This window comes from Photorhabdus machadonis, from assembly GCF_052657765.1.
In genome coordinates this window covers 20,784-37,669 of the sequence record NZ_CP199761.1, presented here as the reverse complement: position 1 = coordinate 37,669, position 16,886 = coordinate 20,784, and the positions used below count along the sequence as shown (strand labels likewise).

The window sequence follows — 16,886 nt, the reverse complement described above, 5'->3', positions numbered from 1 at the left end:
CTAATAGAGAAAGTTTCTTATTATTTTCTTGATGATAAAAACAAATCACGCTATTGTAATGTTATATCATTACATTTATGGTGAGGTTATGAAACCAAATATCCATCCAAACTACCGGATAGTCTTATTTCACGATACCAGTGCTAATGCCTACTTTACAGTTGGCTCCACTATTCGTACTGAGCGGACAATTACCTTGAATGGAGAAGAGTATCCGTATGTGACTGTTGATGTATCATCGGAATCACATCCTTTCTATACAGGTAAGCAGAAAACCTTATCTCAGGAAGGCAGCACGGCGCGATTCCAGAAAAAATTTGGGCGTTTTATTGGCAATAAATAAATTGAGGGATCGTAAAAATGCAGGTGTTAAGTTCACTTAAAACGGCGAAAACCCGTCACCCAGATTGCAAAATTGTACACCGTCGTGGCCGGTTTTATGTTATCTGTAAATCCAATCCACGTTTTAAGGCAGTTCAAGGGAAGAAAAAGAAACATTAATAATAGTAGTAGAACTCGTAGTTTTAACTGAGAGTTTTGTGTTTGTAATCTCATTAGATACTGATACTGCACAATACAAAATTAAACTCTTAATTGGCTGTTATTTCTGCGGGTTTTTTACGCATAATTTGCAAGTATAAACATATCTAGTGAAAATCACTATTCCGATCATTTGTTGACACCTAGATATAGCAGGGCAAGAGCGTGAATGTTCACTTCTTGCCCAACGCCTTAAACCCTGCAACTAATACCTTATCCAAATAGTTAATATTCATGCTCGCAAACCGTTGTTTTCGGCGAATACTGGCTTTTTTGGTTGTCTCTGCCCGCAACATATTGACACTGATGTAACGCATACATCCCAATATTTCAGCCGATTCTCCCCGGTGGATAAGGCAAGCATCTTCTCCCATCGTGACATCAAGAATCCAATGTAATCAGGTTTCGATCCCCCAGTGTCCCCTGACAGCGGCGGCAAATTTGTCGGTGCTCTGTTCCGCTGAACTGATGTAATAACGATAATCAAGTGATTCTTTTCCTTTATTATCAATTCGATATCCAATTACCACTCCCACAGTTTTTAAGTTTTTCCATTCTGGAAATTGTTGAGACAGCGCTTGTGCGGGTAACACATGATATTCACGGGCTTCTATACGACCATGCCCTTGTTCTATCGTGATATTTTCGGCATGACTCACGGCAGAAACTTGGGCTAACAACGCCTTCTTAACCGCGCGATACAACGTCTCCTGATCCCCTTTCACCGTCAGAAGATAGTCACCTTCCTGCTGCACAATTTGTTCCGCAATCTTCGTTTGGCATCCCATCGCATCAATTGTTATCAGGCAACCTGTGATATCCAGCAAGCGGAGTAATTTTGGGATCGCAGTGATTTCATTGGACTTTTTGTCTGTCTTCCGTTGTCCCATCACTACGCCGTTCTGGGTGGCAAACGCACTCACCATGTGGAGCATCGACTGCCGATTCTTGCCATCATAAGTTCCCCGCAACGTTTTTCCGTCAATGGCGATAATTTCCCCTTCTGAGCGTTCGTTAACCCATTGAACCCAATGAATAAAACAGGGCTGAAACTCAACGGGATTGAGCCGAGAAATCAGGCGAGCGATAGCATCATGTCCCGGTATTCCATTCGGAAAAAGGGTTTTTTCTTGATACCAGTCCAGGTACGTTTCGCCGAAATCTTCAATATCTTCCCATCCTTCTGCACCGGCGATGATGGCTGTAATCGACAGAAAAAGGACATCAAACAAAGGATAACTGAGCTTAGACGACTGGCGGGGATCTGTTAATGTACTGAAATACTGAGAAAAAGCATCGATACTCATAAGAATACTTCCCGAAAAAAGAAGTATGAAATTATATTTTTTCTTATTCGTCAAACCTGAAATTTTTTAACAAAAAGTTCACGCTCTCGCCCTGCTAGATATAGATAATCTTTGTCACGTATAACCTCGTTTAAATACTCTAGTACTACAGCCGTAGATACCAGAAAGTTGCATTTTCCTTGATGCTCACAACTCTGAGAAACCGCATGAATTAAGCTTTTCTATGAGTGTCTTTTCTGTTGAAAAAAGTAAGTACGGCTGTAGTACTAATCCTCTGGCCGGGTATTTACCAGCCTGACCGTAGTCTTCATAGAAAACTTCAGGCGGTTTTCCGCCAAAACGCTTAAAGTTGCCGTTATACCGATACCTGACAATATCTGTACCCGTTTGTTGTCCCTGCATACTGGCATACCCCACATAGGGTTTACCGGTGGTGGCGGGATTACCCGCTTCGCTTTATGTCATTAGTGCAACAGATTCAATCCACCTGCCAGATAGCGGTAAGATGCGAAACTGTGGGGGTTGTCTTGGGGGGAGGACTGATATTCACAACGCGGAAAGATATTCATACTTTTACCTTGGTGATGTTATAAACGATGTAGGAATGACGGAGAAGCTATGATAGGGAGGTTAATGTGTTCTGTTGATTTTTGTCATTAATATTCGTTCAGTGTAAAAAATGTGATACATCGCATAAAACAATGCCGGTAAGTTTATTTTTCAAATTAACGCTGCTGGATAAAAGCACCGACTCACATGATCATCGGTGAATATCCGATAATGTGCTTGACCCAAATGACAGACCCATTAAATAAAACTTATCATCCATTCATGCTTCTTGTGTGTAAATGGGAATGTTTCTAAAAACCTTGGTTTGTCGGAAACAGTGCAAAAGGCCAAGAATGCAGTGCCGAGTAGCAGGAGAATTAACGGCAAGGCGTTGACCGGGGATATCAGTTTGAATGCGGGGGATGTAGGGGCAGTATCAGCGACAGGGGGAGATTACAACTCACAATTTAGATTTAAACAAGTCGGTACAATACCAAGTGAGCATAATGCTGTAATGCTTGTTTCTCGACCCGGTCCGACTGACTCTGGCACACAAATTTCGTATTCACAATACAATTGGTATAACGATGAAGTTAAGACAGGTATTGTCCGCGGCGGCAGTACTGATATGCTGGGATACGCAGTAGATATTAATGCGAAGCGAGTGTTAACAGTTTCGCCCGCCGGAGACGTGTTACCGGCGGGCTATATCTTATCTAGAGCCGCAGACTATTATAATGATCCTAATTCCCGCAATCTTGGCCGTTCAGGTTTTCTTAGACCGAATGGATTAGATAATCTTGGCGCGCTTGCAATTCATATCGCTCATCCTGGCGCTGATAGCTCTCAGCACGCTCGCGGGCTTTCTTTTGGGTATGGGGGTTATTCAGAAGCATTCAGCGTTTCTACTTACGCTTTCGATGAAGATGGAAAATTTAAAGGTAAAAAGAGAATTTTGACGGAAGATGATGTTAATACGCCAGTTGGTTCACCCATCCCGTGGCCGCAACCTAATCCTCCATCAGGTTACCTGACGTGCAACGGCCAGGCGTTTAATAAATCTCTATATCCGCAATTAGCAGCAGCATACCCATCCGGAACACTGCCTGATTTACGTGGTGAGTTTATTCGTGGTTGGGATGATGGCCGGGGTGTGGATAGAGGTCGTGGGATTTTGTCGTGGCAGGCGGACGAATTTAAATCGCACACTCATACAAGTTCTTTATATGACGCTGGTTCAGCAGCAGAATATTTTGGCCGTAGCAACTGGAAACCCAATGGCAGCGTTGAAACCGGAGCCACAGGCGGTAACGAAACCCGTCCCCGTAACATCGCATTTAACTACATAGTGAGAGCAGCATAATGACAGAACAAAAATACTCTTTAGAACATGAAACAGCCGTATTGGGTAAAGATGGTTTAGCGACCCAAGCAGGCTGGATAAAGGTTTATCACTCAAATCAAATCACACGAGAATTCACGAGCTCTAATATTGAATATGTGATGCTCGGTGTCAGCTTATCAGCCGGTGCTTATTCCGATGCTCCAGAGCTGCCGAAATCCCATGACGAGGCTGTTTGCCGAAGCATAGACAGCAAGTATTGGGAAATCTTACCCGACTACCGGGGAAAGATAGCTTACGATACACAAACTCGTCAAAAACGTGAGATAACGGAAATTGGTGAGTTACCCGACACGCTCACGTTTAAGAAGCCGCCCACCGACTTTGATAAGTGGAATGGTAAAGAGTGGGTAGTTGATAAAGACTTACTCAAGTCTCATCAAATCAACGAAGCAAAACAACAGCAGGCAGCACTGTTACAACAAGCAAATGAAACACTCTCATTGCTACAAGACTCTGTTGACTTAGAAGTCGCGACAGATTCAGAGAAAGCCGCATTGCTGGGGTGGAAAAAGTATCGTGTGTTACTCACTCGTGTAGATGTGAACCAAGCGCCTGATGTTGAGTGGCCTGAAGTGCCGAAGTAATTATAGGGGCCAGCAATGGCCCTTTTTATCACACCGCCCTTACGATATAGTTGAATGCTATGTTTCGTGGTCTTGTTTCATTGCCGCCTGTTTCTGCTGTATTTTTTTGATACATCTTCCCGCCAGTTCCTCCTGCTCTCCCTTCACCAGGTTCGTCAATCGTCCGATAACTGTGTGAGTGTGCTTTTAACTCATCTGCCTGCCAAGACAAAATTCCACGTCCACTATCAACATCACGCGCACCAGCCCACCCTCGAATAAATTCCCCTCTTAAATCCGGCAACACCCCAGATGGATAAGCTATTGCCAGCTGTGGATATTTAGATTTATCAAATGTTTGCCCGCTACATATGATGTAACCGTCTGGAGCACTTGGTAACGGCCACGGTATAGGAGCGCCCACCGGATATGTATTAACAACTCCCCCCGAAATACTCGGTTTAGCGGAAACGGTAGAGCAGGCAAAAAATGCCTATCCGAAAACAGGCGGACAAATTACAGGGAAAGTTTATGCTGACGACGATATTGAAGCCAAAGGGTGGATTGGAGCTACCAAACTATATGATCATTTTGACCATAGTGGCTGGTCGCGTGCGTACAGCGAGGCGTTTCCCCCCTCAGCGGCAGTTGTTGGTGCCTATTCCCGTGATGAGTCCAATACCAAATTCGCGTACAAAACCTCACAGGAAACTTTCACCTGTGGCAACCTGCATGTTGATGCAACGCATGACTGGGCTGGTATTGAATTCAAAAAGCCGAGTGGTTACAACACCACGTTAAACTCCAATCCTGATAACAGCGAAAATATGCTGACTATCCGGTATAGGGATAAGAAAGATGACACAATGCACTATGTGGATATACGGAAAAAATCCGGCACGATGGCGTTGGTTGAACAGCTGCTCGGTGTCGGTCAGAAATGGACTGACGTTATATCCAATCGCCGAAATAAAACAACGTACACAAATTCCAGCGATAAACCCATCATTGTTTACATTGAATCAAACAGAACAGGAGCATCAAGCCCGTTCAGTATCGATATTACAGTCAGCGGGTTGCGTGTTGCTTACCGTTGGACAAGCGTTGATGAAGTTGTGTCTCTATGTGCGATCGTCCCTCCTGGTGCAACATATCGTGTTAATGGTGGCTGGGGACAACCGTCTGAGTGGGTAGTGATTAATAATTGGATTGAGCTGAGGTAATGATGAAATATTACAAATCTAAAGACAATCAGGTTTATGCATACGAGTCAGACGGTTCTCAGAACGATTGGATTAAACCGGATTTAATCCTTGTCACAGAAGCTGAGGCTATGGCGATTGCAAATCCACCACCCACACCGGAGCAGTTACAACAACACGTGGAATATGAAAAACAATACCTACTCAGGACTGCCACAGAAAAAATCGATATCTACCAGGATGCAGTCGATTTGAGTATCGCCACCGACTCGGAAAAATTCGAATTAACCGAATGGCGTAAATACCGGGTGCTGCTCAATCGGGTGGATTGTACTACCGCACCCGATATCCAATGGCCGGATGTGCCGAAGTGAGAGCAGGGCCATTGCTGGCCCTCTGAATATTTTACTTCGGCACTTCCGGCCACTCAACGTTAGGCGCTTGATTCACATCTACACGAGTGAGTAACACACGATACTTTTTCCACTCCAGCAATGCGGCTTTCTCTGAATCTGTCGCGACTTCTAAGTCAACAGAGTCTTGTAGCAATGAGAGTGTTTCATTTGCTTGTTGTAACAGCGCTGCTTGCTGTTGTTTTGCTTCATTGATTTGATGAGACTTGAGTAAGTCTTTATCAACTACCCACTCTTTGCCGTTCCACGTGTCAAAATCTGTGGGCGGTTTCTTGAATGTGAGCGTATCGGATAGCTCCCCCATTTCCGTTATCTCAGTCGGAGCGCGAGTTTTCGTATCGTAAGCGGTCTTTCCGCGATAGTCAGATAAGATTTCCCAACACTTGCAGTCTATACTACGACAGACAGCAAAATCATGAGATGAAGGGAGTTCCGGGGCATCGGGATAAGCACCGGCTGATAAGCTGACACCGAGCATCACATATTCAATATTAGAGCTCGTGAATTCTCGTGTGATTTGATTCGAGTGATAAACCTTTATCCACCCTGCCTGAATTGCCAAACCATCTTTACCCAATACGGCTGTTTCATGTTCTAAAGAGTATTTTTGTTCTGTCATTATGCTGCTCTCACTATGTAGTTAAATGCGATATTGCGGGGACGGGTTTCGTTATTACCCGCTTCTGCTGTTGTGCTGTCTATATATAAAAAACCATTATTATCTTCGTCAGAACTACCGGAACCAACATTACCATTATACCCTGCTGGCGCTGTTTCTTTATTACTAGCATCGTAGAGACTGTTCATATTTTCGATATAATATCTGTCGCGATAGTTATGCTTATGCGTTACGAGTGCATCCGCCTGCCACGACAAAATCCCTCGCCCCTTATCAGCAGTACCACGCCCATCATCCCACCCCCGAATAAACTCACCGCGCAAATCAGGCAGTGTTCCGGATGGGTATGCTGCTGCTAATTGCGGATATAGGGATTTATTAAATGCCTGGCCGTTGCACGCAAGGTAACCTGATGGGGGATTCGGTTGCGGCCATGGGATGGGTGAGCCAACTGGATGGATGTCATTTTCTTTTCCAGATAATAAATAAGAGTAAGCTTTCCCCTTAACCGCCCCTGTGGGGATTTCTGATAACTCTGCTACCTTCGATAATTGATTAATAGTTGCGTTATCTGACGCAAAAGCATTTAAAATTATGTTTTGAGCAAAAGGACCAATGAATATGTAAATATCATAGTTATCACCAGATGTATTAACAGTTGCCAAGTCAGTAGGTGCTTGAGTATTCACTGTGTACATCACTGCATTGATTCCGGCTGGCGCTCCATTCCCTGTCCTTAAAACTATATTAGTGATAGCGCACTGCTCAAACTCCCCAACGTTGTACCCGGAACCGCCAACAATATTAATATTGATAGTACTCATCACTTTCATTGTGACTTCAGCGATTTTCACCCAAGCTGATGTCTGTACCGTCAGACTACCAATATACTGCTTACCTGGCAGGGCATTAGCAGCTTTATCAACAGTTTCCGACAAACCAAGTTCACTCACAGAAGGCTTATTTGCCGTGCTATATTGAGTTGTCCAAGGCTTGTATTGTTCCGGCCCACCCCATGTTTGTCGCGTCGCAATATCGCCTTGGTGGGAATAATATGTTTGATGAATTTGTTGATCACTATTTCTAAATACAACAAGAAATCCATACGAGTAAATTTTTACGTTGTTATAAGCGGGTAAATCAGCTACAGAATTAGGATTAGCGATATATACAATATAGATACCATTTTCGGACGCGTCAGAAAATCGGCCATTATCGGTTACACCAAAGAGTACTCCATTAAACGCCCCCACATCCCCCGCACTCAAACTGACATCCCCGGTCAACGCCTTACCATTCACTTTTCGGCTACTCGGCACCGCATTATTCGCCCTCTCCACCGTTTCCGCTAAACCAAGGTTTTTCAAAATTAGTTAACTTATGATAATTTCTAAAAAAATAGTCTCTCATTGGTATTAAGTGGGATTGAACATGGCGAAGATTGGCTATATCCGGGTGTCAATAAATGACCAGATTGGTGATTTACAGTGAAATACATCTTGGATGTATGAATTTTGCACAGATTTTGGAGGGTAAAATGAGTGGTAAAACAATCGATAGACAAGATTTAGAACTACCATAAAAAATAATAATTATCCGCCAATTTGGGTTATTCCTTACCACGTAGATTTAACAGACAGAATGTTTCGATCCTAGCAAAATGTTCTAAGAAAATTGATTAAATATTATTAAAATCAATAAATTAAATTGAGAATGGAAATGTTGTTGGTCAGTTTCAACCTGTCCTATTGCCTGTAAGCCAGAAGGTGAAATAGAAAAGAGAGCTATCACCAGCATATTTGTCACTGGTGAAGGCTAAAAAAACTCTGTGCTCAAAACCAACTGAGTGTGAAACCATGTATTCTGGGTATTCCTGATAAAGTACAGAACTACACACCTGAAAGCTAATTAAGAGGTCGTCAGTTTCGTGAAATCATTAGGTAAACTCGACCAATGAAGTTAATTTCATCAATTGCACAGTCAAAAGTAACATCATTATCAAAAACTCGAATTTTACTGACAGGAATCTTTGTGATCTTTTTAATGCTATGCATCCCTTCTATATCAACCAACCATAAACCATCCTGAACACCAGACTCTTCTGTATCCAACAAATACCAAGAGTTGCCATCATCCACAATAAGAGGTTTTTTTATTTCTTTGGCAATAAGTTCACTATCTAAAACTACAGAGCTATCAGTGTTCAGTTTTCCACCTACTAACTTAACGCGTCGTATCGTCGGAGCAATAATATTTTCTAAAGATTCTTTTTTCCTTCTCCCATCAGGGAACATTTCTCCCTGTCCTGTGCTTAACCATAGTAATGAAGCATTAGTCTCAAGATTGCACTGAATAACCCAGTCAGCTGGAAAACTGTCCCTTAAGTAGCGGTTAGCCATTGTACTTTTAGAGACGCCTAAATGGTCACTAAGTGCCTGGCGTGATTTGAAACCATATGCTCGGACAAGGCGCTCGATAGCTTGTTTTCCTCCACTATCTGCACCCATTTTTATCTCAGTTATGTTTTTTTTCATTGAAAGTACAGTTTAGCGAGTTGGTTGCATTCAAAATGATCTCTAATTAAGATCTAAAGTATCCCAAAATGGACTTGTTAGAAATTCAATTAGAGATATTGCATCATGAACATTCAGATTTCAATCTATATCCCTACTAAGTCGTATCGTCTAAAGAGTTTTCTAAGCTTAAGTATAAGATAAAATTTATACATTATGGCTAATTGCAATGAGGAGGTAGTAGTTATTATTGTTAATTTTTTAATCTAAAACAACAAGTAATGACTCACTTCTATCAAATTTAATTACCAGAAAAAGTAAAAACTACTTTAAGTTTTCCTAATTAGAGTATACTGTATGCACATACAGTGTAAATTATACGGAGGCAAGTTTGGCGGTGGACTTTCTTATGGAATCAGTGATAGCACAACGTATTAATTTCATTGCCAGAATGGCAACGAGCTGTGAATGTAATCATTCTGAAGATAAGGAACTAGCCTTAGCTTGGATTGCTGAGTTGTCGACACCACTTACAAAACGGCTTATTAATTATCACGAAACGCTTGAAGAATAAGCTCGGCAAAAAGAGTGAATGTGATGGGTTAATGACATGCATGTGGAAATTTTGTTTGGTACGCAATCTAGGTTTTGCAGCCAGTAATGACTGTACTGAATATAAGTTGAAAGAATAGGCTTACCTCAACATACAAAAATTTGTTTCAGGTGAGCAGCAATGCTTCTGTATCAGTAACATGTACAAAAAACGCTGCAAAAAAATAAATAGGGAAGTCAACTAATTGACTCAGAAAGTCTGGAAAAATGATAGTTTATTGCTAAATTATTAATCGTGTAAGTTAACGTTGTTCACTTCATAGGTTTTGAGCAAACGGGGTATCGGATTCCGATATATGAACGGCCTGACTCCTTCTTTAGGCCGTTTTCTCTTTTCTGAAAGAGTGAACCGTTTACATTTCTCCGCATTCCAGATTCATCTTACCCAACTATTTAAAAAGTATAAAAAATCTTCACCAAGAATTAATAAATATCTTTGTTATATATTCATAGAATCGCTCAACTAAGCATTTTCATTTAATAGATAGGTGTAATCGTATAGATAACCTTTTGCTTCCTATTTGTATTACCCCCTTAACAACACGGCCCTGTTGTTTCTAGCCTTTCATTAGCACACCATAATGCTTTGACTTATCTATATTTCCTGTAACAAGGGGAGCATATCCGATGAAAATAATTGCACAACAAAGTGATACTGTCGATGCCTTGTGTTGGCGTCATTATGGACGGACTCAGGGCGTGACAGAACGAGTCTTGATCGCTAACCCAGGTCTGGTTGAGTATGGAGTGATCCTGCCACATGGCACAGTGGTTGAAATGCCAGAGGCTATGCCTGCCGCAACAAAGCCTATTTTACAACTCTGGGATTAGAAACGACGAATGGATAAATACAGCCATGCCACTTATGGCAGCGCCGGTTTGATCGCTTTTTTTGCAGGGTTATCGCTTTATGAATGGTGCTTTTTTATCGGCGTCTTTGCCAGTGTTGCACTGGGGATCATGACTTATCTACTAAACCGTCGGGAGCAGATGAAGCGTACACGCATTTTGCAAGACATTTTGGAAAGTCTGAAAACTGAGCCTGCTTCTGAATCTGCCAGGATAGTCAATGAATTAGTGCAGAAAGCACCAGGAGAGCTTTGATATGCCAGATACCAAAACCAGACTCAGCCGGGCTGTTATTGGGTTAATACTTGGAGGTGCCGGCTCAACAGCGATTATTTCTCAGTTTCTGGATGAAAAAGAAGGAAACCGTTTGAATGCCTATCAGGATGCAGGTGGTGTATGGACAATCTGTCGTGGCATAACCCACATTGACGGTCAATCTGTTAAAAAGGGAATGAAATTGACAGCCACACAGTGTGAACAATTTAACCAGATTGAGGCCAGAAAGGCCATAACATGGGTAAAACGCAATGTTCATATTCCGTTGACTGAACCACAAGTTGCAGGCATCGCCAGTTTCTGCCCATACAATATTGGACCAGCTAAATGTTTCTCTTCTACTTTCTACCGAAAACTGAGCTCCGGGGATAAAAAAGGTGCTTGTGCGGAAATTAAACGCTGGATATATGACGGTGGGCGCGATTGCCGTCAGACCAATGGGAAATACGGAGGTTGTTATGGTCAGATTAATCGTCGAGATCAGGAATCTGAGCTTGTTTGTTGGGGGGCTGAATAAATGAGGATTTTATGGAGGGAGCTAAAAATATTACCACTACTCACTGCAGCAGCAGTTGGCTATACCGTTGGCTGGTGGTTAACTAAGCTGTCATTCACCGCCGAACTCGCCACATTAAAACAGCATCATACGGACCAGCTCTCAATCATCAGTCATAAAGCTCAATCTGATACCACAGCAGCAATCCAAAGGATGAAAATTGCACAGGATACAGCTGCTGAACTTGATCGTCATTATTCAGAGGAACTTGCTTATGCCCAAGAAGAAAATACAGCCTTACGTACTGATATTACCACTGGCAAGCGTCGGATGCGGATCGTATCAGCCAACCTTGCAACCTGTCAGCTCGTCGCAAGCCGAATTTCTCCAACCAGCAGCATGGACAATGCAGCCAAAATCGAACTCACTGCAATTGTTGGACGCACTGTTTACGACATACGAGCAGGAATAATCAGTGATCAAGCCAAATTAGATTACTTGCAACATTATGTTAGAGATGTGGTTAGACAGTGCAAAATTGAAAATGTTACAAGGAGAAAACACGATGAAAAAACCTGAATTCCTGCGTCAAACCCTGATTAAAAAAGTACCATATTTGCACGCTTACCCAGGAACTCTAAGTATGTCAGCTGAGAAAGGCGTGGTGATAGCAACAACGACTAAATCTCTCTCATTTGAATACAACTACGTACTCAATTTAACGATCAGTTATTACACTGGTGACTTGAATTTTCTGATAGTACCGCTACTTCAGTGGATAGGGAAAAACCAGCCAGATTTAATGACCAATCCAGAATTGCGCAAAACTGGTTTCACTTTTGCGGTGGATTCATTCAGCCAAGACGCTACTAATATCAAAATTGGTTTAAAATTAACTGAACGAGTACTTGTTCGTGAAGATGGTGAAAACCTCACTGTTGAAAACCTCCCAGAACCTGAAACCTCATTTTAACAGTAGTCAATACCTTACATGCCCGCGAGGACTTCGTGGGCGCTTTCATTACAAACACTTCCTGATGTGTACGTATCAAATTGTTCTTATCATAAATATTTAAGTGATACGTATTTAAAAGATTTCTATCTCCTCAAACTTACTGTGTTCACATGAAACATACCCAATATCTTTATTTTTTATAATCAACATTATTATCTTATATAACAATGCATTACTTACTAAACTTGTTTGGTTATTCCTACAATCCTCTCTTAATGCCGACCTCCATCTTTAATGGCATTCTTTCCGGCATGAACACACAACTGACTGAACTGATGCGCTTATTGCGCAACCTGATCCGAACTGGCGTTATTACTCAAGTGGATACCACTCAGGGTATATGTCGTGTCGCAACAGGAAACATCGAAACCGACTGGTTGCACTGGTTGACACTGCGAGCGGGCAATACCCGTACTTGGTGGGCTCCCAGTATTGGCGAGCAGGTTTTATTACTATCCATAGGCGGAGAACTGACCACTGCCTTTGTGTTACCGGCTATTTTTTCTGATGAATTTCCGGCACCATCGGCTTCCGCTGAAGCTGTCCATATTACTTTTCCTGATGGAGCAGTGATGGAATATGAGCCGAAATCCAGTGCCTTACAGGTAAGTGGTATTAAAACTGCCACAGTGAATGCTTCCGGTTCTGTTCATATCACTGCTCCGGAAATTACCTGCACTGCAAGCAGTAATATCACCCTGGATACACCGGAAGTTATTTGTACCAATTTGCTGACAACATCCAGTCTAGTGGTACAGAAAGGTGGAAAAATGGCCGGTAATATTGAACACACCAATGGGCAATTCAGCTCTAATGGTGTGATCGTGGATTCCCATAAACACACCGGCGTTAGGTCAGGCGGTGACACATCAGGAGGTCCGGCATAATGATGTACCTTGGTATGAATCGGCAAACTGGTCATAGCCTGACAGATTTGGCGCATGTTCGCCAATCTGTCAGTGACATATTACTTACCCCTGTAGGTAGCCGTTTGGCACGCCGTACTTATGGTTCCCTGCTGCCTGAACTGCTTGACTGGCCGCAGAATGCTGCGTTGCGCTTACAAGTTATGGCAGCCAGTTATACAGCGATTAGCCGCTGGGAGCCACGGGTTAATCTAACAGCTATCACTATAAATACTCAACAAGACGGCAAAATGACGGTGGATATCACTGGTTATTATCAACAGTCCACCGGAGTATTTTCTTTATCCATACCTGTGAGGTGAAACAATGCCGACTATCGACCTGAGCCAGTTGCCACCACCGGATGTGGTAGAACCTTTGGATTATGAAAGTTTGCTGGCTGAACGCAAAGCTACGCTGATATCCCTCTATCCTGAAGAACAACAGGAGGCCATTGCCCGTACACTGGAACTAGAATCAGAACCATTAGTGAAACTGCTTGAAGAAAATTCTTACCGGGAATTGATACTACGTCAGAGAATGAATGAAGCTGCCCGCGCAGTAATGGTAGCTTATGCTTCCGGTAACGATTTAGACCTGCTGGGAGCAAACAATAATATTACCCGACTGGTGTTAAAGCCAGCAGATAACAGCACTATTCCACCAACACTTGCGGTCATGGAATCCGATAACGATTTCCGTGTCCGCATCCCACAAGCTTTTGAGGGGTTAAGTGTTGCGGGACCGGTGGGTGCTTACGAGTATCATGCCCGTAGTGCTGATGGGCGTATCGCAGATGCGTCTGCTACTAGTCCATCACCAGCCAACGTCATCGTTACCATTATGTCACGGGAAAATAATGGTGTGGCCTCACAGGAATTGCTGGACAAAGTTGCCGCCGTTCTGAATGACGAAAATGTTCGACCTGTGGCTGATCGGGTGAAAGTCCAGTCTGCTAATGTGGTGGAATACCAGATTGATGCAGTGCTCTATCTCTACCCTACACCTGAAGCCGAGCCTATTCGTATTGCAGCTGAACAAAAACTGAAACGTTATGTGGAAGCTCAGCATCGACTGGGGCGTGATATTCGGTTGTCTGCTATTTATGCTGCGTTGCATGTAGAAGGTGTACAACGGGTAGAACTGAAATCGCCGATTCAGGATGTAGTACTGGATAAAACTCAAGCTTCTTATTGCACTAGTGCGAAACTGATGGTGGGAGGTTCTGATGAATGATCGTCTGCTACCGACTGGTTCAACCACACTAGAGGTAGCAGCAGCTAAAGCGTGTGCTCAACTGCAAAACATTTCGGTGCCATTACGTGAGTTATGGAACCCTGATACTTGCCCGCTACCATTATTGCCTTATTTAGCATGGGCATGGTCTGTTGATCGCTGGGATGAAAACTGGCCGGAGAAAACTAAACGCGAAGTCGTTAAAAGTTCGCTGTTTTTACATACGCATAAGGGCACTATCGGCGCGATTCGTCGTGTTGTGGAGCCTTTGGGTTATCTCATTAAAGTTCAAGAATGGTGGCAAACTAACGATGCCCCTGGCACTTTTCGGCTTGATGTAGGAGTCCTAGATAGTGGCATTACCGAGGAAACTTTTTTAGAGCTGGAACGGTTGATTTCTGACGCTAAACCTGTAAGTCGCCATCTAATTGGTTTATCCGTCAATCTGGATGTGCAAGGTGAATTTTACTGTTCCGCTGCAAGTTATAGCGGTGATGATCTCACGGTTTATGCTTATACCCCTGAGATTATCACTATTAGTAATAATGCGCCTATAGGCGCAGCACTTCATATCATTGATACAATGAGGATTTCATTATGAAATACTTTGCAATTTTAACCAGTCTGGGGGCAGCAAAACTGGCGAATGCCACTGCTCTTGGTACAGCGGTTGATATCACCCATATGGCGGTCGGTGATGGTGGTGGTAAATTACCAGCACCCGATACTAACCAGACAAAACTAATTAATGAAAAGCGCCGTGCTGCAATCAATACATTAAGTGTTGATCCTGTTAATACCAGTCAGATTATTGCTGAACAGATTATCCCTGAAAATGAAGGGGGATGGTGGATACGTGAAATTGGCCTGTTTGACAGCGAAGGTGTGATGATTGCTGTGGCAAACTGCCCTGAAACTTACAAGCCTCAATTGCAGGAAGGATCGGGTAGAACGCAGGCAGTTAGGATGGTTTTAATTGTCAGCAGCACTGATTCGGTCACTCTGAAGATTGATCCATCTGTAGTGCTGGCAACGCGTGAATATGTGGATAGTTCCATTAAAAAACATGAAAAAAGCCGTAATCATCCTGATGCTACAGCGAAAGATAAAGGCTTTGTTAGGTTAAACAGTGTCACTGACAGTAACGATGAAACGACTGCTGCTACTCCGAAAGCCGTGAAAACCGCTTATGATCTGGCAGCTACGGCAAATAACAATGCAGCAGCAGCCAATACTAATGCGACAAATGCTAATAACAATGCCAACAGCAAATTAGCTAAAGATCAAAATGGCGCAGATATTCCCAATAAAAATGAATTTGTAAAAAACCTTGGTTTGTCGGAAACGGTGAAGTGGGCCCAGGGGGCGGTGCCGGGCAGCCGGAAGGTGAACGGTAAGCTGTTGACCGGGGATATCAGTTTGAGTGCGGGAGATGTGGGGGCTTACCCCATGCTGAGATCCATTGATGAAATACCAACACTGGGATATAACGGCCCGTTCCGTGGTGGGGAATCTACTAATTATGCAAAGGGGGTTAGCATTGGTGATAGCGACTATGGTCAGATCTGGGTTAACTCATCCGGGCGGTTATTTGCACAATTTTCCAATAATAATGGTGCAAAACCGGGAGGTGAGTGTGTTTATACGAGCGATATTGCGGAAACCGTAAATTTGGCAAAAGGGGCTTACCCAAAATCAGGTGGTCTCGTCAATGGGAATGTGGATGCAACAGGATATATTTCCGGCAAAGGAGTGTATGAAGCACCAGGTATTCGAGTATATAGTTCGATAAATAAGCCGTCACTGGAGGAATTGGGAGCGTTTCCAAGTGTACGCAACGGTGTAACCGATAATGGTAAATTCTCGGACATGCGTGAAACTGGTATCTATATTGTATATATAGCTGATCCTAATTCTGTAACTGATTTACCTGTTTATAACAGTTATAAAATTTACTCGTATGGATTTCTTGTTGTATTTAGAAATAGTGATCAACAAATTCATCAAACATATTATTCCCACCACGGGGACATTGCAACGCGACAGACATGGGATGGGCCGGCAAAATACTTATCCTGGACTATTCAATATAGTACAAAAAACAAACCTTCTGCAACTGATGTGGGAGTATATACCAAAGCGGAATCTGATAGTCGGTATGCAGACAAAACTAATATAGGGGTAGCAAACCTGCGTCTTGGTAGTGTAGCTACCGAAGGTGGGTGGGTAGATGCAACAAAAAACTGGACTGCACCCGCTGGTAATGTTCTCGTTGGTTTGAATACAACAATGTGGAGTTCAGGAAGGCAACACCTTGCAGGAGTGAATTATCGTCCAGTACAAGCATATATTCATGATGCGTGGGTAACAATATCAACTATTTAGG

23 protein-coding genes and 1 pseudogene are annotated in these 16,886 nt (G+C 42.9%); 18 read left to right on the top strand and 6 right to left on the bottom strand.

The window, feature by feature from the left end; translation table 11 throughout:
* Positions 1–88 precede the first annotated feature (88 nt).
* Both ACUN2T_RS00230 and ykgO read left to right on the top strand, forming a co-directional pair.
* Positions 89–343 carry a type B 50S ribosomal protein L31 gene (locus ACUN2T_RS00230; RefSeq protein WP_445495701.1) on the top strand — a complete coding sequence of 85 codons (255 nt, stop codon included), beginning with the start codon at positions 89–91 and terminating at the stop codon, positions 341–343.
* 17 nt (positions 344–360) lie between these two features.
* A complete protein-coding gene (gene ykgO / locus ACUN2T_RS00225) occupies positions 361–501 on the top strand; it encodes a type B 50S ribosomal protein L36 (protein ID WP_445495700.1) in 141 nt (46 codons plus the stop codon).
* 212 nt (positions 502–713) lie between these two features.
* Here ykgO and ACUN2T_RS00220 read toward each other — a convergent pair.
* A pseudogene (locus ACUN2T_RS00220) lies at positions 714–1,847 on the bottom strand (ISAs1 family transposase).
* A 186-nt stretch (positions 1,848–2,033) separates the two neighbouring features.
* A complete protein-coding gene (locus ACUN2T_RS00215; RefSeq protein WP_445495699.1) occupies positions 2,034–2,249 on the bottom strand; it encodes a hypothetical protein in 216 nt (71 codons plus the stop codon).
* Positions 2,250–2,733: 484 nt separating this feature from the next.
* Between ACUN2T_RS00215 and ACUN2T_RS00210 the strand changes: the two genes are divergently transcribed.
* Together ACUN2T_RS00210 and ACUN2T_RS00205 are read left to right on the top strand one after the other, a co-directional pair.
* Positions 2,734–3,759, top strand: coding sequence for a phage tail protein (locus ACUN2T_RS00210; RefSeq protein ID WP_445495698.1), 1,026 nt, complete (start codon positions 2,734–2,736; stop codon positions 3,757–3,759).
* On the top strand, positions 3,759–4,385 hold the full coding sequence (locus ACUN2T_RS00205) for a tail fiber assembly protein (protein WP_445495697.1): 627 nt from the start codon (positions 3,759–3,761) through the stop codon (positions 4,383–4,385). Before ACUN2T_RS00210 ends, ACUN2T_RS00205 begins: the two co-directional genes overlap by 1 nt.
* 28 nt (positions 4,386–4,413) lie before the next feature.
* Here ACUN2T_RS00205 and ACUN2T_RS00200 read toward each other — a convergent pair whose 3' ends face one another.
* Entirely contained in the window at positions 4,414–4,788 is a 375-nt protein-coding gene (locus ACUN2T_RS00200) for a tail fiber protein (protein ID WP_445495696.1), read from the bottom strand.
* 65 nt (positions 4,789–4,853) lie between these two features.
* On the opposite strand from ACUN2T_RS00200, the gene ACUN2T_RS00195 reads away from it, so the two are divergent.
* The 3 genes from ACUN2T_RS00195 (at position 4,854) to ACUN2T_RS00185 (ending at position 5,940) form a co-directional block, all read left to right on the top strand.
* On the top strand, positions 4,854–5,165 hold the full coding sequence (locus tag ACUN2T_RS00195) for a hypothetical protein (protein WP_445495695.1): 312 nt from the start codon (positions 4,854–4,856) through the stop codon (positions 5,163–5,165).
* Positions 5,166–5,230: 65 nt separating this feature from the next.
* On the top strand, positions 5,231–5,587 hold the full coding sequence (locus ACUN2T_RS00190) for a hypothetical protein (protein ID WP_445495694.1): 357 nt from the start codon (positions 5,231–5,233) through the stop codon (positions 5,585–5,587).
* The gene (locus tag ACUN2T_RS00185) at positions 5,587–5,940 is read left to right on the top strand and encodes a tail fiber assembly protein (RefSeq protein ID WP_445495693.1); all 354 of its coding nucleotides are present in this window, start codon (positions 5,587–5,589) and stop codon (positions 5,938–5,940) included. Before ACUN2T_RS00190 ends, ACUN2T_RS00185 begins: the two co-directional genes overlap by 1 nt.
* A gap of 31 nt (positions 5,941–5,971) precedes the next feature.
* On the opposite strand, the gene ACUN2T_RS00180 is transcribed toward ACUN2T_RS00185, so the two are convergent.
* From ACUN2T_RS00180 to ACUN2T_RS00170, 3 genes are all read right to left on the bottom strand, one after another.
* Positions 5,972–6,598, bottom strand: coding sequence for a tail fiber assembly protein (locus tag ACUN2T_RS00180; protein WP_445495692.1), 627 nt, complete (start codon positions 6,596–6,598; stop codon positions 5,972–5,974).
* Positions 6,598–7,965, bottom strand: a complete 1,368-nt coding sequence (locus ACUN2T_RS00175) for a phage tail protein (RefSeq protein WP_445495691.1) — start codon at positions 7,963–7,965, stop codon at positions 6,598–6,600. The genes ACUN2T_RS00180 and ACUN2T_RS00175 overlap by 1 nt, the downstream gene beginning before the upstream one ends.
* 552 nt (positions 7,966–8,517) lie before the next feature.
* Entirely contained in the window at positions 8,518–9,132 is a 615-nt protein-coding gene (locus ACUN2T_RS00170; RefSeq protein ID WP_445495690.1) for a phage repressor protein CI, read from the bottom strand.
* Positions 9,133–9,520: 388 nt separating this feature from the next.
* On the opposite strand from ACUN2T_RS00170, the gene ACUN2T_RS00165 reads away from it, so the two are divergent.
* The 11 genes from ACUN2T_RS00165 (at position 9,521) to ACUN2T_RS00115 (ending at position 16,885) form a co-directional block, all read left to right on the top strand.
* Entirely contained in the window at positions 9,521–9,685 is a 165-nt protein-coding gene (locus ACUN2T_RS00165; protein WP_445495689.1) for a hypothetical protein, read from the top strand.
* A 665-nt stretch (positions 9,686–10,350) separates the two neighbouring features.
* Positions 10,351–10,554, top strand: a complete 204-nt coding sequence (locus tag ACUN2T_RS00160; RefSeq protein ID WP_445495688.1) for a tail protein X — start codon at positions 10,351–10,353, stop codon at positions 10,552–10,554.
* Between the two features lie 9 nt (positions 10,555–10,563).
* Positions 10,564–10,827, top strand: coding sequence for a hypothetical protein (locus tag ACUN2T_RS00155; protein ID WP_036841231.1), 264 nt, complete (start codon positions 10,564–10,566; stop codon positions 10,825–10,827).
* A 1-nt stretch (position 10,828) separates the two neighbouring features.
* Positions 10,829–11,365, top strand: a complete 537-nt coding sequence (locus ACUN2T_RS00150; RefSeq protein ID WP_445495687.1) for a lysozyme — start codon at positions 10,829–10,831, stop codon at positions 11,363–11,365.
* The gene (locus ACUN2T_RS00145; RefSeq protein ID WP_445495686.1) at positions 11,366–11,923 is read left to right on the top strand and encodes a lysis system i-spanin subunit Rz; all 558 of its coding nucleotides are present in this window, start codon (positions 11,366–11,368) and stop codon (positions 11,921–11,923) included.
* Complete coding sequence (locus tag ACUN2T_RS00140; protein WP_445495685.1) at positions 11,910–12,317, top strand: phage tail protein; 408 nt, start codon at positions 11,910–11,912, stop codon at positions 12,315–12,317. Before ACUN2T_RS00145 ends, ACUN2T_RS00140 begins: the two co-directional genes overlap by 14 nt.
* A gap of 293 nt (positions 12,318–12,610) precedes the next feature.
* Positions 12,611–13,246 carry a phage baseplate assembly protein V gene (locus ACUN2T_RS00135; protein ID WP_350307489.1) on the top strand — a complete coding sequence of 212 codons (636 nt, stop codon included), beginning with the start codon at positions 12,611–12,613 and terminating at the stop codon, positions 13,244–13,246.
* Complete coding sequence (locus ACUN2T_RS00130) at positions 13,246–13,587, top strand: GPW/gp25 family protein (RefSeq protein WP_036841226.1); 342 nt, start codon at positions 13,246–13,248, stop codon at positions 13,585–13,587. The genes ACUN2T_RS00135 and ACUN2T_RS00130 overlap by 1 nt, the downstream gene beginning before the upstream one ends.
* Before the next feature lie 4 nt (positions 13,588–13,591).
* Positions 13,592–14,500 (top strand): baseplate assembly protein, encoded by a 909-nt coding sequence (locus tag ACUN2T_RS00125; protein WP_445495684.1) that lies wholly within the window; start codon positions 13,592–13,594, stop codon positions 14,498–14,500.
* Positions 14,493–15,101, top strand: coding sequence for a phage tail protein I (locus ACUN2T_RS00120; protein ID WP_350307491.1), 609 nt, complete (start codon positions 14,493–14,495; stop codon positions 15,099–15,101). Before ACUN2T_RS00125 ends, ACUN2T_RS00120 begins: the two co-directional genes overlap by 8 nt.
* Positions 15,098–16,885, top strand: a complete 1,788-nt coding sequence (locus tag ACUN2T_RS00115) for a phage tail protein (protein ID WP_445495683.1) — start codon at positions 15,098–15,100, stop codon at positions 16,883–16,885. Before ACUN2T_RS00120 ends, ACUN2T_RS00115 begins: the two co-directional genes overlap by 4 nt.
* Position 16,886 lies beyond the last annotated feature (1 nt).

Excerpts from the sequence above, each read along its gene's own strand:
- ACUN2T_RS00230 (WP_445495701.1), top strand. The coding sequence starts at position 89 with ATGAAACCAAATATCCATCCAAACTACCGGATAGTCTTATTTCACGAT.
- ACUN2T_RS00135 (WP_350307489.1), top strand. The coding sequence starts at position 12,611 with ATGAACACACAACTGACTGAACTGATGCGCTTATTGCGCAACCTGATC.
- ACUN2T_RS00140 (WP_445495685.1), top strand. The coding sequence starts at position 11,910 with ATGAAAAAACCTGAATTCCTGCGTCAAACCCTGATTAAAAAAGTACCA.
- ACUN2T_RS00170 (WP_445495690.1), bottom strand. The coding sequence starts at position 9,132 with ATGAAAAAAAACATAACTGAGATAAAAATGGGTGCAGATAGTGGAGGA.
- ACUN2T_RS00120 (WP_350307491.1), top strand. The coding sequence starts at position 14,493 with ATGAATGATCGTCTGCTACCGACTGGTTCAACCACACTAGAGGTAGCA.
- ACUN2T_RS00160 (WP_445495688.1), top strand. The coding sequence starts at position 10,351 with ATGAAAATAATTGCACAACAAAGTGATACTGTCGATGCCTTGTGTTGG.
- ACUN2T_RS00185 (WP_445495693.1), top strand. The coding sequence starts at position 5,587 with ATGATGAAATATTACAAATCTAAAGACAATCAGGTTTATGCATACGAG.
- ACUN2T_RS00130 (WP_036841226.1), top strand. The coding sequence starts at position 13,246 with ATGATGTACCTTGGTATGAATCGGCAAACTGGTCATAGCCTGACAGAT.
- ACUN2T_RS00195 (WP_445495695.1), top strand. The coding sequence starts at position 4,854 with ATGCCTATCCGAAAACAGGCGGACAAATTACAGGGAAAGTTTATGCTG.
- ACUN2T_RS00155 (WP_036841231.1), top strand. The coding sequence starts at position 10,564 with ATGGATAAATACAGCCATGCCACTTATGGCAGCGCCGGTTTGATCGCT.
- ACUN2T_RS00145 (WP_445495686.1), top strand. The coding sequence starts at position 11,366 with ATGAGGATTTTATGGAGGGAGCTAAAAATATTACCACTACTCACTGCA.
- ACUN2T_RS00125 (WP_445495684.1), top strand. The coding sequence starts at position 13,592 with ATGCCGACTATCGACCTGAGCCAGTTGCCACCACCGGATGTGGTAGAA.
- ACUN2T_RS00115 (WP_445495683.1), top strand. The coding sequence starts at position 15,098 with ATGAAATACTTTGCAATTTTAACCAGTCTGGGGGCAGCAAAACTGGCG.
- ACUN2T_RS00190 (WP_445495694.1), top strand. The coding sequence starts at position 5,231 with ATGCACTATGTGGATATACGGAAAAAATCCGGCACGATGGCGTTGGTT.
- ACUN2T_RS00165 (WP_445495689.1), top strand. The coding sequence starts at position 9,521 with ATGGAATCAGTGATAGCACAACGTATTAATTTCATTGCCAGAATGGCA.
- ACUN2T_RS00215 (WP_445495699.1), bottom strand. The coding sequence starts at position 2,249 with ATGCAGGGACAACAAACGGGTACAGATATTGTCAGGTATCGGTATAAC.
- ykgO (WP_445495700.1), top strand. The coding sequence starts at position 361 with ATGCAGGTGTTAAGTTCACTTAAAACGGCGAAAACCCGTCACCCAGAT.
- ACUN2T_RS00150 (WP_445495687.1), top strand. The coding sequence starts at position 10,829 with ATGCCAGATACCAAAACCAGACTCAGCCGGGCTGTTATTGGGTTAATA.
- ACUN2T_RS00180 (WP_445495692.1), bottom strand. The coding sequence starts at position 6,598 with ATGACAGAACAAAAATACTCTTTAGAACATGAAACAGCCGTATTGGGT.
- ACUN2T_RS00205 (WP_445495697.1), top strand. The coding sequence starts at position 3,759 with ATGACAGAACAAAAATACTCTTTAGAACATGAAACAGCCGTATTGGGT.